We start from the raw sequence: 13,488 nt of genomic DNA on the forward strand, positions 1-13,488 counted from the left end.
CCGCCCGCTGAACGGGTGAATCTCGTTGGGCGCGGCCTCGACTCGCGACCAGTACTGCTCGTACAGCGGATAGAACTCCGCGCCGAGCACACACGCGTCGACCTGCGTGGTCAGCCACGGACCGAAGTCCTCCGGCCAGCTGACCACCCAGTCGGCGTATCCGTCCGGACCCCCGTACTTCCCATCGGCCGAGATCTTGAAAGCCGCGATGACCTTACGCATTGTCTTCTCCCATTCGTTGACACCCTCGATAGGGTGTTCGATGTAGTGATCCGAGCGATCCCGAAAACTCACCGCTGGGCAGAGAAGAGCGTGGTCATGCCGATCGACGGCGAGGAGTTCGCACTCCGGTTCGCGCCGTACCGCCGGGAGCTGCTGGTGCATTGCTATCGCATGCTCGGCTCGGTGCAGGACGCGGAAGACGCCGTGCAGGAGACGTATCTGCGGGCATGGCGCTCGTTCGATGACTTCGAGGGCCGGTCCCAGCTTCGGCATTGGCTCTACCGGATCGCCACCAATGCCGCGTTGCGGGAGCTGGAGAAGGGCCATCGGCGTTGGCTGCCATCGGGTTTGGGCAATCCGGTGCAGGATCCCACCGGCGACCAGATGCGTGAACGGCAGGATATCGCGTGGCTGGAACCGATTCCGACCGCTCTCGGCCCGGCATCGGAATCCTCGGATCCCGCGGACACCGTCGCGCAGTGGCAGAGCATACGGCTGGCGTTCGTGGCAGCGCTTCAGCATCTGCCGCCCCGGCAGCGCGCGGTGCTTCTGCTGCGCGACGTGCTGGCGTTTCGAGCGTCCGAGGTCGCGGGGCTGCTCGACATCAGCCTCGCGGCGGCCAATGGTCTGCTGCAACGCGCCAGGGACAAGCTGGCCGCAGCCGCGCCTTCCGAGCACACCGTCAGCGACACCCTCGAACCCGATCAGCAGCACGCGCTCGAGGAATACATGGCCGCCTTCGCGACCTCCGACATTCCGCGGTTACAGCGAATATTGCTGGCCGACGCGTCCCTGGAGATGCCGCCGGTGGCGGCCTGGTTCTCCGGCCGGGCCGTCGTGGTCGCCTTCTTCACACCGCCGTTCCAAGCGGGCCCCGGTCTGTTCCGGGTGATCGGCGCCGTCGCCAACGGCCAACCCGCCGCGGCGTTGTACATGCGTCAGGACGACGGTTCGTACCATGCGCACGCGTTCCACGTGCTCACGCCCGCACCCGGCGGCATCGCGCGGATATTCGTGTTCCTCCAGAGCACGGTGTTCGAAACGTTCGGTCTTCCGGCGACATTGCCGCCCGAACGGCCCTAGGCGCGGTAGCGGGGGCCGACCAGTGCCAGGGCGGTTTCGACTGCCACGCCGATGATTTCGGTGATGTCGCGTCCGTCCTCCACGGTGGAGGCGATGAGTTCGCGGAAGCCGCCGTAGAGGATGGTCGCCATCTGGCGGTTCGGGGGATGCAGGCCCGCGGACTGGAATTCCGGTGTGGCCGTGAGGTTCTGGATCAGGGCGATGAACGCCTCGGCGGCGTCGCGATGCAGCTGCCGGGCCCGCTCCCCCAGCGCCGGGGTGTCGCGGATCCAGGCCAGCGTGATGGAGGTGTCCTCGCGTGAGGCCCCGATCCACGACTCGATCGCCTGATGCACCTGGACATCCCAGGGCGCGGTGACGTCGACGGCGGCGTAGATCTGCTGGATGGTGTCGTTGTTGCGCTCGGTCAGCAGCGCCACGAAACAGTCCTGCTTGTCGGCGAAGTGCTCGTAGAAGGTGCGCCGCGAGGTGCGGGCCAGCCGCACCACATCGGCGACGGTGGTGTCCTTGTATCCGCGCTCACGGACCGCGACGGCCATGGCGTCGAGCAGTCGCCGCTGGAATCCCGAGTCGGCGGCGGATTCGGCGTCGGCCCTGGCGGTGGGTTCGGCACGGGTCACGAGCATCAGCGTAGTTTCTCGGATCTTCTGGAAAGCCGCGGCGGGTCTCCGGACGCGCCGCGGCGTGTCGGGTAGGACTCGCCGCGGCTCGGCGGGTGCCCGGTCAGGCGGTGGCTTGTTCGGGGTCGGCGGTCGGCGCGGGCGCGGTGTGCGCGCCGCGGCGGCCGAAGCGGATGGTGCCGTCCTCGATTCGCCCGTGCCGCAAGGTGATCACGTCCTGCGCGTAGTTCATGCCGAGCCGCCACGGGGCCCGCGATCCGGCCTTGGGGAAGCGATCCATGGCGCGCAGCACATAGCCCGCCTGGAAGTCCAGCAGCGGCCCGCCGGTGATGCTCGGGTCCGGCCACGGTGTGGCCAGGTCGTAGCCGCGAGAGTCCATGTGCCGCAACAACCGGCACACGAACTCGGCGACCAGGTCGGCCTTGAGCGTCCAGGAGGCGTTGGTGTAGCCGATGGTGAAGGCGAGATTGGGGACGCCCGACAGCATCATGCCCTTGTAGGCCATGGTGTCCGGCGGCGCGACCTCCCGGCCGTCGACGGTGAGCGCGACCCCGCCCAGCGCCAGCAGATCCAGCCCGGTCGCGGTCACCACGATGTCGGCGGGCAGTTCCGCACCCGACTCCAGCCGGATCCCGTCGGCGGTGAACCGCTCGATGCGATCGGTCACCACCGCCGCCTTGCCCGCGCTGATGGCCCGGAACAGGTCCCCGTCCGGCACCAGGCACAGCCGCTGATCCCACGGGTTGTAGGTCGGTTTGAAATGCGTGTCGACGTCGTAGCCCTCGGGCAGCTGCTTGATCGCCAGATTGCGGAAGAACTTCCGCATCATCCGCGGCCGCCGCTGACTGAGCTGATAGATGAGCGTGCTGACGAGCACGTTCTTCCACCGGGTGACGGTGTAGGCGCGGCGGTTGCCGAGCTTCTCGCGCAGCTTGGTGGCGATGCCGTCGACGGTCGGCACCGACAGGATGTAGGTGGGCGAGCGTTGCAGCATGGTCACCTGCGCGGCGGTGTCGGCCATGGCCGGGACCAGGGTGACCGCGGTCGCGCCGCTGCCGATCACCACGACACGCTTTCCGGCGTAGTCGAGTTCGGCGGGCCAGTGCTGCGGGTGCACGAGCTGCCCGGCGAAGTCCTCGATTCCGGCGAACTCCGGTGTGTAGCCCTCGTCGTAGCGGTAATACCCGCCGCACAGGTAGAGGAAATCGCAGGTGATCGTCGAGGTCGCGCCGTCGTGGGTGTAACCCACTGTCCAGCGCGCGTCCTCCGACGACCAGGAGGCCCCGATCACCTTGTGCCCGTAGCGGATTCGACGATCGATGCCCGCCTCGGCGGCGGTATCGCGGATGTAGTCGAGAATGGCGGGCCCGTCGGCGATGGCCTCGGCCGCGACCCACGGCCGGAACCGGTAACCGAGGGTGTGCATATCGGAGTCCGACCGCACCCCGGGATACCGGAACAGATCCCAGGTGCCGCCCATCGCCTCGCGCGCCTCGAGGATGGCGTAGCTGCGGTTGGGGAACGCGTCCTGGAGATGGTATGCCGCACCGATTCCCGAGAGTCCGGCCCCGACGATCAGCACGTTCACGTGGTCGGTCATCGCCGCGCTCCCTTCACGGCCCGGCCGCGTGCCGCGCCCATCACGACCGACACTATGTCGAAATAGTGGGTCGGGCTGACCCGCGTCAGAATGTCGAACAGGTAGGCGTCCGGCCCGACCAGAATCCGCGCCTTGCCGTTCTCGACTCCGCGGCAGATGATTTCGGCCGCCTTCTCCGGCGAGGTCATGGCGATGGCTTCGAATTCGTCGGCCATCTGCTCGTGGGTGCGGCCCCGGCCCTCGGGATCCTTGCGCACCCGCCCGTTGCGGGCGATATTGGTCTTGATGCCGCCCGGGTGCACGGTCACCGCGGAGACTCCGGTGCCCCGAAGTTCCTGCCGCAGTGCGTCGGTGAAGCCGCGCACCGCGAATTTCGCGGCACAGTAGGCACTCTGGTACGGCATCCCCGCCAGTCCGTACACGCTGGAGGTGTTCACGATCGCGCCGCTGCCCTGCGCGACCAGGATCGGCAGGAACGCCCGCGTCCCGTTCACCACGCCGTCGAAGTTGATGCGCCGCAACCATTCGTCGTCCTGCGGCACCGCGTCGAGCACCGAGGACGACACCGCCACACCGGCATTGTTGAACACCGCGGCCAGCGGAGCGGGCAGCCATTCGCGCACCTCGTCGGCGAAGGCCAGCTGTTCGGCGGCGTCGCTGACATCCAGCACCCGGGTCAGCACCGGGCCGTGCAGGGAGGCGGCTGTCTGCTTCAGCCCGTCGGCGTCGATATCGGCGAGGGCGACGGGCGATCCACGGCGGGAAAGCAATTCGGCCAGGCCCCGCCCGATTCCCGACGCCGCACCGGTGATCATGACCGGACGGCCGGACAAGGGCCTAGAGGTTCGGGGCATCGGAACTCCTGGATTCGACGGTGCGGATGTGGGTGTCGATGAGGTCGGCGAGGGTGGGCCAGAGCGCCTCCGGCAGATCGTGACCCATGCCGGGCAGGGTGTGGCGGCGCGCGCCGGGCACGGCCGCCGCGGTGACCTCCCCGCCGGTCGGATTCACCATGCGGTCGCGGTCGCCGTGCAGCACCAGGGTGGGCGCGGTGATGGTGCGCACCTCCGCCGTGCGGTCCCCCGACTTCATGATTCCGGCCAGCTGCCTGCCGACACCGGCCGCCGGGCGCGGATCGCGATCCCAGGTGGTCCCGGCGGTCGCGCGAACCCTGTTCTCGTCGAACGGATATCCGGCCGAGCCGATGTGCCGGTACATCTTGACCGCGGCGTCGGTGTGCTCGTCGCGGGTGCTCGCGGGCTTGCCGAACATGCGCGCCCAGGTCGAGAGCGCGGGCCGACCCACGCGAGCCGCACCCGTGGTGGAGAAGATCGACGTCAGCGAGGAGACGCGCGACGGATACCGGGCCGCGACGGTCTGCGCGATCATGCCGCCCATCGACATGCCGACCAGGTGCGCGGTGTCCCAGCCGAGTGCGTCGAGCAGTCCGAGCGTGTCCAGGCCCATGTCGCCGAGATCGTATTGCTGTGGGTCCCAGCGCCTGCGGAGCATGTCCACCGGCCCCGGCGGCCGGAAGCGCGCGTGCGTGGAGCGGCCGACATCGCGATTGTCGAAGCGCACCACGTCGTAACCGCGCTCGGCCAGCAAGGCCACCAGACCGTCGTGCCATTCGTGCTTCTGCTGCCCGAGTCCAGCGATCAACAACAGCGGGACTCCGCTGCCGGAGCGCTCATAGGTCAGCTCGATACCGCGACCGACCTCGGCCACCTGCTCGCTCATGCGGTCACCTGCTCGCCCCGCGCGCCGTCGTTGTCGCCCGCCGCCTCCGTGGTCGCGGCCGTCGCGGGTCGCGGCGGCCGCCGGTACACGACGGCCCGGCCCTTCTTGGCGGGAACCAGTGCGACACCGCGGAAGTGGGCGCGCTCGTCCGGATCGTCGGTCGTCTCCAGGGTGAAATCTCGCAGCAGCACGCGCAAGACCACATTCATCTCCATGGTCGCGAACGCCGCGCCGATGCACCGGCGCGCACCGCCGCCGAACGGAATCCAGCTGAACGTGCCGGGCCGCACCCCGAGGAACCGGTCCGGATCGAAATCCCGTGGGTTGGGGAACAATTCGGGATTGTCGTGCATCAACCGGATGCTGACCATCACGCCCTGCCCGCGCGGCAGCGTCCAGCGGCCCAGCTGCAGCGACTCCGCCCGCACCTTGCGCGCGGTGGCGTCGATGACCGGGCGCACCCGCTGGGTTTCGAGCAGCACCGCTTCCCGCAGTGCGGAACCGCCCGCGTCGGCCTCGGCGACCAGCCGCTCGAGGATGTTCGGATGCCGTCGCAGCCGTTCCACGGTCCAGGCAAGCGAGGTGGCGGTGGTCTCGTGCCCGGCGGTGAGCAGGGTGAGCAGTTCGTCGGCGATCTCGCCGTGCGTCATGGCCGAGCCGTCGTCGTAGCGGGCCTGCAACAGCATGGCCAGGACATCGTCGCGTTCGCCGAGATTCGGATCCGCGGCGGCGCGCTCGATCAGCCGTCGCACGATCCGGTCGTATTCGGCGCGATGCGCGGCGAAGCGCGCCCACGGCCCGAAGCGGCCGAACAGCTTGCGCGGCACCGGAAGCGCCGCCAGCGCGGACCCGACCAGCACCAGTTTCGGCAGCAGCGTGCGCAATTGGTCGAATTCCGCCCCCTCGGCCCCGAAGACCGCGCGCAGGATCACGTTCAGGGTGATCCGCATCATCGAGTCCATGGTCGCGAACTCGCGCCCCGAGGGCCAGCTCGCCAGCTCCCGGACGGCCTCCTCCTCGATGAGCGATTCGTAGACCGCCAGCCGCCGCCCGTGGAAGGGCGGGGTGAGGAGTTTTCGCTCCTTGCGGTGTTCCTCACCGCGCAGCGCGAAAAGCGAACCGGGGCCCAGGAATTGGCCGAGGTTGGCGTCGATGTTGTCGACCAGGTCGGTGTGCGTGGTGAACAGCGCCTTCACCTCGGCCGGGTCCGACAACACCAGGGTCGGTCCGAAGCGCGGCATGTTCACCATGAACGCCGAGCCGTAGCGCTCATGCAGTCGCCGCCACGCGCGGGTGCGTCCGGCCAGGATCTGAACGCCCTGGACGAAGGCCGGCGTGGTGGGTCCTTCGGGCAGTGTCACTGTGGTCATGCGCCATCTCCCAGCCTGGTACCTCTGCGTACCACTCGGACGGTACGCGCGTGTACCGCAGTGTGGCAAGGGTCACTTTCCAGGCGGGGAGGTGGCGTGACGCCCCCGACGGAGGTTGCCGTCAGTGTATCGGCGGCAGCACCGTACGGAAGGGATGAGCGGGATCGAAGATCGAGATGGGCGGCCCCTCCCCCGCCGGGTGCACCTGCAGCTTGCCGGTGTCGTCGATGAGAACGCGCCGCCCCGGATAGGTCCGTCGGGCGATCTCGGCGTCGCGCTCGTCGAATCCATCACAGCCGGTGAAAACCAGTACGCCGTAATGCAATTCGGTCGCGTAGCAACTGGCCGGCCAGCGGTGCAGCCAGACGTCGAGGTCGAAGAGGGATTCGGGTTTGGGCAGGTCGGTGCCAACCGTCATGCGGGGATCGTAGTCCCGATCCGGGCCGGTCGGATCCGCTTCGGCGAGCGCGTCTCGGCGAGTCCCCGTATGGATCGCGTCAAGGTCGCGCGTCCATTTCGCTGGAGCCCCTGATTGCCGCCGGACGAACCCGGCCCCGGACTTCGCTATCGTCACTCCCTGACGGCGGCGACGGGAGGTCTCATGGTGGAGACCGGTCTCGAACCTGTGGGGACCGATCCACGGGCGGCACGGTTCATCGATGCCTGGCAGGACCGGGCGGTCGCGTTGATCGCGAACTTCGCGGTCGGCGCGCCGCCCTATGACGCGTTGCCGGCCTCGATGATGGACGCGGACTTCCTGCCCGCCGCCCAGCTCAATATCGAGTTGTTCTTCCGATTCCTGCGTACGGGAACCGAACCGGGCGAGGTCGATACCGAGCCGCTGGTGGCGCGGGCGGTTTCGCTGGTGCGCGACGGGATGCCGCTGGCCGAGGCGCTCACCAACTACCGGGTGGGGCTGACGTTCGTGTGGAATCAGGTGATCGGCACGCCCGTCCCGGAAGCGGCGGTCACCGCGGCGACCAGCGCCTTCCGGCTGGCCCAGTACGTGGCGTTGATGACGAGCCGGATCGCGGACGCCTGCGTCGACGATGTGCGCCAATCCCGCTACGACCGCATCGAACAGCATCGGGCGATCGCCGAAGCGCTGCTCACCGGCGGTGATCCGTACGAATGGGCCGAGGACGCGGCGGTCACCCTGGTCGACAGCTACGTGGTGGCGGTGATCCGGCTCGGCGACGCCGCGCCCGGCATCCTCACCGACCTGCGGCGGCGGCTGGGCGGCATCGCGGGCAGCTTCCTCTACCGCGACAGCGGCGGGTGGACCACCCTGCTGCCCTTGCGCTCGGCCGCCGACGAGAGCGCCGCCATCGACAGCCTCACCGAGATCCTCCAACCCCGCACGCGCAACGCGAAATCCGCGCTGTGGGTGGGTGTTTCGGCCGCACCGACCCGGGATCGACTACCGGCAGCCTTCACCGAGGCACGGGTGCTGGCCGAGACCGGGCGCGCCCTGCGCCGCCCCGGCCTGGTCTGCCGCCGCGAGGACATGGTCTTCGAGTACGCCATCGCCACCTCGGGCGCGACCGCCAACCTGACCCGGGTGCTCGATCCGCTCGACGCGCAGCCGGTGCTGGCGGAGACCCTGGAGGTGTTCATCCTGCAGGACTTCAACCAGAACGGCACCGCCCGTGAGCTTTCCGTGCATCGCAATACGGTGACCTACCGGCTCACCCGCATCGCCGAACTCACCGGCTACGACCCGCAGACCCCGGCCGGGATCTCCACGCTCATGGGCGCGCGGGTGGCCCGCCGCCTCGGCGAGCCCGGCCGCTGATCACCCGCGCGCACCGACCAGCAGGCCGACGATGAACTGCACGAAACCCTCGATCCGCTCGCGCGGATAGGTATCCGGATCGCTGACCGCGAGGCGGCCGAGCATCTCCGCGATGGTCAGCAGGGAGTTCGTCAGCAGCCCGGAATCGATTCCCGCCCAACGGGGATCGGCGATCAGGCCCATCCGGACCACCGCCTCGGCCTGGTCGAAGATGCCCGCGCGCGAGCTGCGGATGGCCTCCCGGTATTCGTCGGGCGCGTTGCCGGGGCCCGCCAGCAGCAGTCGCCAGCGGGTCGGATTGCTCAGTGCCACATCGACGAACGCCTCGACGGTCGCGGAGGCGGCGACCACGGGGTCCGCGCCGAGCAGATCGGTGGGCAGGGTGTCGGCGACCTGTTCGAGGGCGCGTTCGCGTTCACGTTCCAGCAGGGCGGCGACCAGATCGGCGCGGGTCTTGAAGACGGTGTAGAGCACCGGCTTGCCGACCCCGGCCTCGGCGGCGACGGCCTCCATGTTCAGCTCGTGCAGTTCGGCCTTCTCCAGCACCGCGAAGGCGGCGTCGAGTAGTTGCGCCCGGCGTTCCTCCGGGGGCAGCCGGGGCGCGTAGCGGCGACGCGGGCGCTCGCCGGGGGTGCTCGCTGCCGTCGCAGCGGGTTTGCTCACTGCCACTCCACCTTCACCGGCCCATTCTGTCATCCGGGTTGCCGAGGTCACGCGCCCGTCCGAACCAAAGCTACGCGACCGTTGTATTAGCCGCCAGCAATTGCTACGGTTGCGTCATATTGAATGGGATCGAACCCGTAGAGGAGCCCCAGTGACCTTCGATCCGACCACTCTCCGCCGAACCGATTACGGCTTCTTCGGCCCGGATTCGCCGAGCTGGAAGGTGTGGACCTCGCCCACCGCGGTGATCGGCTTCCAGCGCGCGGTCACCCTCGAGTTCTTCGATCCCTTCCTGACCGCCTCGGTGTCGGACACCGCCAAGATCTACTCCGACGCCCGCAGCCGCCTCGACGCCACCTTCGCCTACTTCCTGATCGTGGCGATCGGCGATTCCCGCACCGCGATCCAGGCGTCGGAGCACCTGATGACGGTGCACGCCAAGAGCACCGGCATCGAGCCGATCAGCGGTAAGCGCTACAGCCCCAACAACCCGGAAACCCAGCTGTGGATCCACATCACGGGCTGGCAGTCGGTGCTCAAGGCCTACGAGATGTTCGGGCCGGGACTGACGCCCGAGGAAGAAGCCCGCTACTGGCAGGAATGCCGGATCGCGGCCGAATTGCAGACCTGCGACCCGGCGGACGTGCCCGTCACCCGCGAGGGCATCCGCGAGTACTACGCGAATGTCCGTGCGCGCCTGTGCACCTCGGAGCGCGCCGAGGCGGGCATGCACCAGATGCTGTTCACCTCGCCCAAGCAGGGCGCGGGCTGGACCTACGCGCTGGGCGCGCGGCTGCTGTCGTTCGCGTCCATCGCGACGCTGCCCAAGTGGATGCGCAAGCTCGGCCACTTCGACCGGCCCGGCATCGTCGACATGCTGGTGAAACCCGTCGGTCGCATTCTCGTCTGGCTGTTCACGCTGTTCAACAAGGCGGGCCTGATCATGGCCGCCCCGATCGTCGCACCGATGGCCGGGCAGATCCTCGAGCAGCACCTGAAGTTCGAGACGCCCGAGCTGGCGGAGACGGTGACCCCGGCCGCCGCGCGCGAGCTGTACGGCAGCCAAGGACATCGAAGGGTGTCCGCCGCAGGCTGATTCGGCCTCATCACCGGCAGATGAGGTCCTCGGCCAGGCGAGTGCCGTCGAGCAGGAATCGCTCGACGGCCTCGTTCGCGCAGGACAGCGGGGCCGGATACGCGCCGTGTCCACCGGCGTCGATGGTGACCATCCGCGCCCGATCACCGAAGGCGCGCCGCAGGTTCAGCGCGCCGCTGTAGGGCGTGGCCGGATCCCGCAGGTTCTGCACCATCAGCACGTTCGAGGGGCCCGAGGAGGTCACGACCGTGCGCGGTGCGGGCGGGTACGGCCAGGTCGCGCACGGTGAATAGCCGTGCGGCCTACCGGCGGTGAGCGGATAGCGGGCGCGATCCGCTTTCACGGCGGTCGCGTAGTCCGCGAAGGCGGTCGGCCAGGCCACGTCGTTGCACAGGGTGGCGATCAGGACGGCGGTCGAGCGCTGGGCGGCGTCCTCGGGTGGCGCGGGCCGGGCGGCGGGCAGCGTCCCCGAACCGGCGACCGCGTTGATCACCTGGGCCATCCGCGCGAAGTTGTGGTCGTCGTAGAGCCCGTCGAGCACGATCTGGCGTAAACCGTTGCCGCTCAACACCGACAGCTCGGCACCGGGCCACGGCAGCGGGGCACGATCCAGACGCGCCGCGAGCGTGAGGAATTCGCCGCGGACCTCCTCGGGTGTCGCCGCGACCCGGTCGGGGTTGCCGTCCGTGGCGGCCCAGCGGGCGAAATCGGGGAATCGATCCTCCACGCCGACGGCGTAGTTCGCCTGCCAGCCGCGCTCGACGAGGTCGGGATTCGGGTCGTCGTTGCTGTCGGAGAGCACGCGATCGGTCCGGTCACCGAACAGGGTGGTGTAGACCGCGAGCGCGTACGTGCCGTAGGACTCGCCCCACGCGGATATCTTGCTCTCCCCCAGCGCTTCCCGGATTCGATCGAGGTCGCGGGCCTCGGTCCGTGTCCCGATCGATCGCACCAGCGCGCCACCATCGCGCACACACGCGTCGGCGACCCGCTGTTCGATCTCGACATTGCCCGCGATGCCGCCGTCGGCATCGGGCCACGACCGCAGCCGCTCCACAGCCAGATCCTGTGGTGCCAGATGGCAATTCGCCTGGGTGCTGGCTCCCAGACCGCGTGGATCGAATCCGATCAGGTCGTAGGCGTCGCGGACGGATTCGGGCAGCTTCGCGCCCCGGGTCGACGGCAGGGCGAGCCCGACGCTACCGGGACCACCGGGAACCAGGACCAGCACACCGCGTCGGCGCTCCGGGTGCGGGCTGCGAATCCGCGAGACGGCCAGCGAAATCCGCTCACCGTCGGGCTTGTCGTAGTCCAGTGGCACCGACACCGTCGTGCACTCCTGGCGTGGATCCAGCCCACTGCCCTGGCAGGCCGTCCAGATCGGCGTCGCACGCGACGTGCCCCCGCACGCCGTTATGCCGGACAGCAGCAGCCCCGTCACGCCCAACGCCACCCCGAGTCGAACTCTTCGCTTCATGGTGCCGACGCTAGGAACGCGGAGCCCCGGCGGACGTCACCCCACGGTGCCGATCCCGGCTCCCCCCAAAGGACTACGAGCAGTGCGCGGTCACGGCGCTACCGCCAGGAAGACGAACGCGGCCAACAGCGAGAGATGGACGGTGCCCTGCAACATGGTGGCGCGGCCGGGGACCACGGTCAGCAGGCCGACGACCACGGTGATCGCCAGCAGCACCATCTCGGTCGCGCCCAGGCCGAGCAGCAGCGGGGTGTCGATCCAGATCGAGGCCACCGCGATCGCGGGAATGGTGAGGCCGATGCTGGCCATGCCGGAGCCCAAGGCGAGATTCAGGCCGACCTGCACACGACCGCCGCGCGCCGCCCGCACCGCGGCCAGCGCCTCGGGCAGCAGCACCAGCAGCGCGATCACCACCCCGACCGCCGAACGCGGCAAACCGGCTGCCTCGACCCCGGATTCGATGGCGGGCGAGATCGCCTTGGCCAGGCCGACCACCCCGACCAGCGCCGCGATCAGCAGGCCCGCGCTGAGCGCGGCGGCCCGCCCGGTCGGCCGGTCGTGGTCGTCGCACTCGGCCGCGCCGGGTTCGACGGCGAGGAAATCCTCCTTGTGCCGGATCGTCTGCACGGCCACGAAGCAGCCGTAGAGCGCCAGCGACGCCACCGCCGCGAAGGCCAGCTGCGCGGGCGAGAAGTGCGGTCCCGGTTGGCTTGTCGTGAAGGTCGGCAGCACCAGGCTCAGCGTGGCCAGGGTGGCCACGGTGGCCAGGGCCGCGCCGGTGCCCTCGGCGTTGAAGACCGCGACCCGGCGTCGCAGCGCGCCGACGAGCAGCACCAGCCCGAAGATGCCGTTGCAGGTGATCATGACGGCGGCGAAGACGGTGTCGCGAGCCAGCGGCGCGGCCTTGTCGCCCGCCGAGATCATCAGCGTCAGAATCAATCCCACTTCGATGACCGTCACCGCGACGGCTAATACCAACGCGCCGAACGGTTCTCCGACCCGGTGCGCCACCACCTCGGCATGATGGACGGCCGCCAGCACGGCGGCGAGCAGCAGAGCGAATATCGGGATGTCGGCCAGCAGTGACAACTGCCGCCCCCAGACGGCGGCGAGTACTACGACGGCGAGCAGGGGTACGGCGACGGTCCAGCGAATTCTCTGCATATGCCTACCAGCATAGAGGATTCGTGCAACGCCACCGAATCATTGTGATCCATTATCGTTCCACGTGGTTGCTCGTCGGACCCCTCATCAGCCGTTCGGACCGACTTTTCCGGCGGTACTGTGATCGCTACCACGTGGAACGACATTGGCATATCGAACACGTTCTCCGCTCACATCAGCGGTGTGAAGTCCCGGCTCGCGAGATACTCCGGACGCGGATGCGGCGCGGCGAAGGGGTCACGCAGCGTGTTGTCCACGCTGTTGAACACCAGGAACAGATTCGAGCGCGGGAACGGGGTGATATTGCCCGCCGAACCGTGCATGAGATTCGAATCGAACAGCAGCGCCGAACCGGCCGGGCCGGTGAACTGGGTGATGCCGTGCTTGCCCGCGAGATCGGTGATCGCCTGCTGCGAGGGCACGCCGATCTCCTGCTCGCGCAAGGACTCCCGATGGTGATCCGGCGGCGTCTCGCCCTGACACGGCACGAACGTGCGGTGCGAGCCCGGCATGACCATGAGACTGCCGTTGAAGGTGAAGTTGTCGGTCAGGGCGATCGACAGGCTCACCGCGCGCGGCGCGGGCATGCCGTCCTCGGCATGCCAGGTCTCGAAATCCGAATGCCAGTAGAAGCCGGTACCGGTGAAGCCCGGCATGT

14 protein-coding genes are annotated in these 13,488 nt (G+C 68.9%); 3 read left to right on the forward strand and 11 right to left on the reverse strand.

Translation table 11 applies throughout. The annotated features are described in order from the left end of the window. The coding region (locus ACWELQ_RS19190; RefSeq protein ID WP_452398398.1) for a hypothetical protein at positions 1–222 on the reverse strand (222 nt) is incomplete at its 3' end. Positions 223–255: 33 nt separating this feature from the next. Here ACWELQ_RS19190 and ACWELQ_RS19195 point away from each other — a divergent pair. Continuing rightward, entirely contained in the window at positions 256–1,305 is a 1,050-nt protein-coding gene (locus ACWELQ_RS19195) for a sigma-70 family RNA polymerase sigma factor (RefSeq protein WP_452398399.1), read from the forward strand. Here the strand turns inward: ACWELQ_RS19195 and ACWELQ_RS19200 are convergent. From ACWELQ_RS19200 to ACWELQ_RS19225, 6 genes are all read right to left on the reverse strand, one after another. Further along, the gene (locus ACWELQ_RS19200; protein ID WP_452398400.1) at positions 1,302–1,925 is read right to left on the reverse strand and encodes a TetR/AcrR family transcriptional regulator; all 624 of its coding nucleotides are present in this window, start codon (positions 1,923–1,925) and stop codon (positions 1,302–1,304) included. The two genes, ACWELQ_RS19195 and ACWELQ_RS19200, sit on opposite strands and share 4 nt — an antisense overlap. Positions 1,926–2,028: 103 nt before the next feature. After that, a complete protein-coding gene (locus ACWELQ_RS19205) occupies positions 2,029–3,525 on the reverse strand; it encodes a flavin-containing monooxygenase (protein WP_452398401.1) in 1,497 nt (498 codons plus the stop codon). Next, on the reverse strand, positions 3,522–4,379 hold the full coding sequence (locus ACWELQ_RS19210) for an SDR family NAD(P)-dependent oxidoreductase (RefSeq protein ID WP_452398402.1): 858 nt from the start codon (positions 4,377–4,379) through the stop codon (positions 3,522–3,524). Before ACWELQ_RS19210 ends, ACWELQ_RS19205 begins: the two co-directional genes overlap by 4 nt. Further along, positions 4,363–5,265 (reverse strand): alpha/beta fold hydrolase, encoded by a 903-nt coding sequence (locus ACWELQ_RS19215; RefSeq protein ID WP_452398403.1) that lies wholly within the window; start codon positions 5,263–5,265, stop codon positions 4,363–4,365. The genes ACWELQ_RS19210 and ACWELQ_RS19215 overlap by 17 nt, the downstream gene beginning before the upstream one ends. Beyond that, positions 5,262–6,635, reverse strand: coding sequence for a cytochrome P450 (locus tag ACWELQ_RS19220; RefSeq protein WP_452398404.1), 1,374 nt, complete (start codon positions 6,633–6,635; stop codon positions 5,262–5,264). Before ACWELQ_RS19220 ends, ACWELQ_RS19215 begins: the two co-directional genes overlap by 4 nt. Before the next feature lie 121 nt (positions 6,636–6,756). After that, positions 6,757–7,053 (reverse strand): hypothetical protein, encoded by a 297-nt coding sequence (locus tag ACWELQ_RS19225; protein WP_452398405.1) that lies wholly within the window; start codon positions 7,051–7,053, stop codon positions 6,757–6,759. A 183-nt stretch (positions 7,054–7,236) separates the two neighbouring features. Here ACWELQ_RS19225 and ACWELQ_RS19230 point away from each other — a divergent pair, with 183 nt between their 5' ends. After that, a complete protein-coding gene (locus tag ACWELQ_RS19230) occupies positions 7,237–8,430 on the forward strand; it encodes a PucR family transcriptional regulator (protein WP_452398406.1) in 1,194 nt (397 codons plus the stop codon). On the opposite strand, the gene ACWELQ_RS19235 is transcribed toward ACWELQ_RS19230, so the two are convergent. Beyond that, the gene (locus ACWELQ_RS19235) at positions 8,431–9,093 is read right to left on the reverse strand and encodes a TetR/AcrR family transcriptional regulator (RefSeq protein WP_452398407.1); all 663 of its coding nucleotides are present in this window, start codon (positions 9,091–9,093) and stop codon (positions 8,431–8,433) included. 151 nt (positions 9,094–9,244) lie between these two features. On the opposite strand from ACWELQ_RS19235, the gene ACWELQ_RS19240 reads away from it, so the two are divergent. Next, positions 9,245–10,189, forward strand: coding sequence for an oxygenase MpaB family protein (locus ACWELQ_RS19240; RefSeq protein WP_452398408.1), 945 nt, complete (start codon positions 9,245–9,247; stop codon positions 10,187–10,189). A 10-nt stretch (positions 10,190–10,199) separates the two neighbouring features. Here the strand turns inward: ACWELQ_RS19240 and ACWELQ_RS19245 are convergent, their stop codons facing one another. The 3 genes from ACWELQ_RS19245 to ACWELQ_RS19255 all read right to left on the reverse strand — a co-directional run. Continuing rightward, complete coding sequence (locus ACWELQ_RS19245) at positions 10,200–11,666, reverse strand: alpha/beta hydrolase (RefSeq protein WP_452398409.1); 1,467 nt, start codon at positions 11,664–11,666, stop codon at positions 10,200–10,202. A 90-nt stretch (positions 11,667–11,756) separates the two neighbouring features. Then, positions 11,757–12,830, reverse strand: a complete 1,074-nt coding sequence (locus ACWELQ_RS19250; RefSeq protein ID WP_452398410.1) for a calcium:proton antiporter — start codon at positions 12,828–12,830, stop codon at positions 11,757–11,759. A gap of 170 nt (positions 12,831–13,000) precedes the next feature. Then, on the reverse strand, positions 13,001–13,488 hold a 488-nt coding region (locus tag ACWELQ_RS19255), incomplete at its 5' end, for a phytanoyl-CoA dioxygenase family protein (protein WP_452398411.1).

The sequence above is a fragment of the Nocardia sp. NPDC004722 genome (assembly GCF_053601505.1).

What these genes read in the sequence shown, in the direction of transcription:
- ACWELQ_RS19215 (WP_452398403.1), bottom strand. Translation starts at nt 5,265, where the DNA reads ATGAGCGAGCAGGTGGCCGAGGTCGGTCGCGGTATCGAGCTGACCTAT.
- ACWELQ_RS19230 (WP_452398406.1), top strand. Translation starts at nt 7,237, where the DNA reads ATGGTGGAGACCGGTCTCGAACCTGTGGGGACCGATCCACGGGCGGCA.
- ACWELQ_RS19225 (WP_452398405.1), bottom strand. Translation starts at nt 7,053, where the DNA reads ATGACGGTTGGCACCGACCTGCCCAAACCCGAATCCCTCTTCGACCTC.
- ACWELQ_RS19220 (WP_452398404.1), bottom strand. Translation starts at nt 6,635, where the DNA reads ATGACCACAGTGACACTGCCCGAAGGACCCACCACGCCGGCCTTCGTC.
- ACWELQ_RS19210 (WP_452398402.1), bottom strand. Translation starts at nt 4,379, where the DNA reads ATGCCCCGAACCTCTAGGCCCTTGTCCGGCCGTCCGGTCATGATCACC.
- ACWELQ_RS19245 (WP_452398409.1), bottom strand. Translation starts at nt 11,666, where the DNA reads ATGAAGCGAAGAGTTCGACTCGGGGTGGCGTTGGGCGTGACGGGGCTG.
- ACWELQ_RS19250 (WP_452398410.1), bottom strand. Translation starts at nt 12,830, where the DNA reads ATGCAGAGAATTCGCTGGACCGTCGCCGTACCCCTGCTCGCCGTCGTA.
- ACWELQ_RS19205 (WP_452398401.1), bottom strand. Translation starts at nt 3,525, where the DNA reads ATGACCGACCACGTGAACGTGCTGATCGTCGGGGCCGGACTCTCGGGA.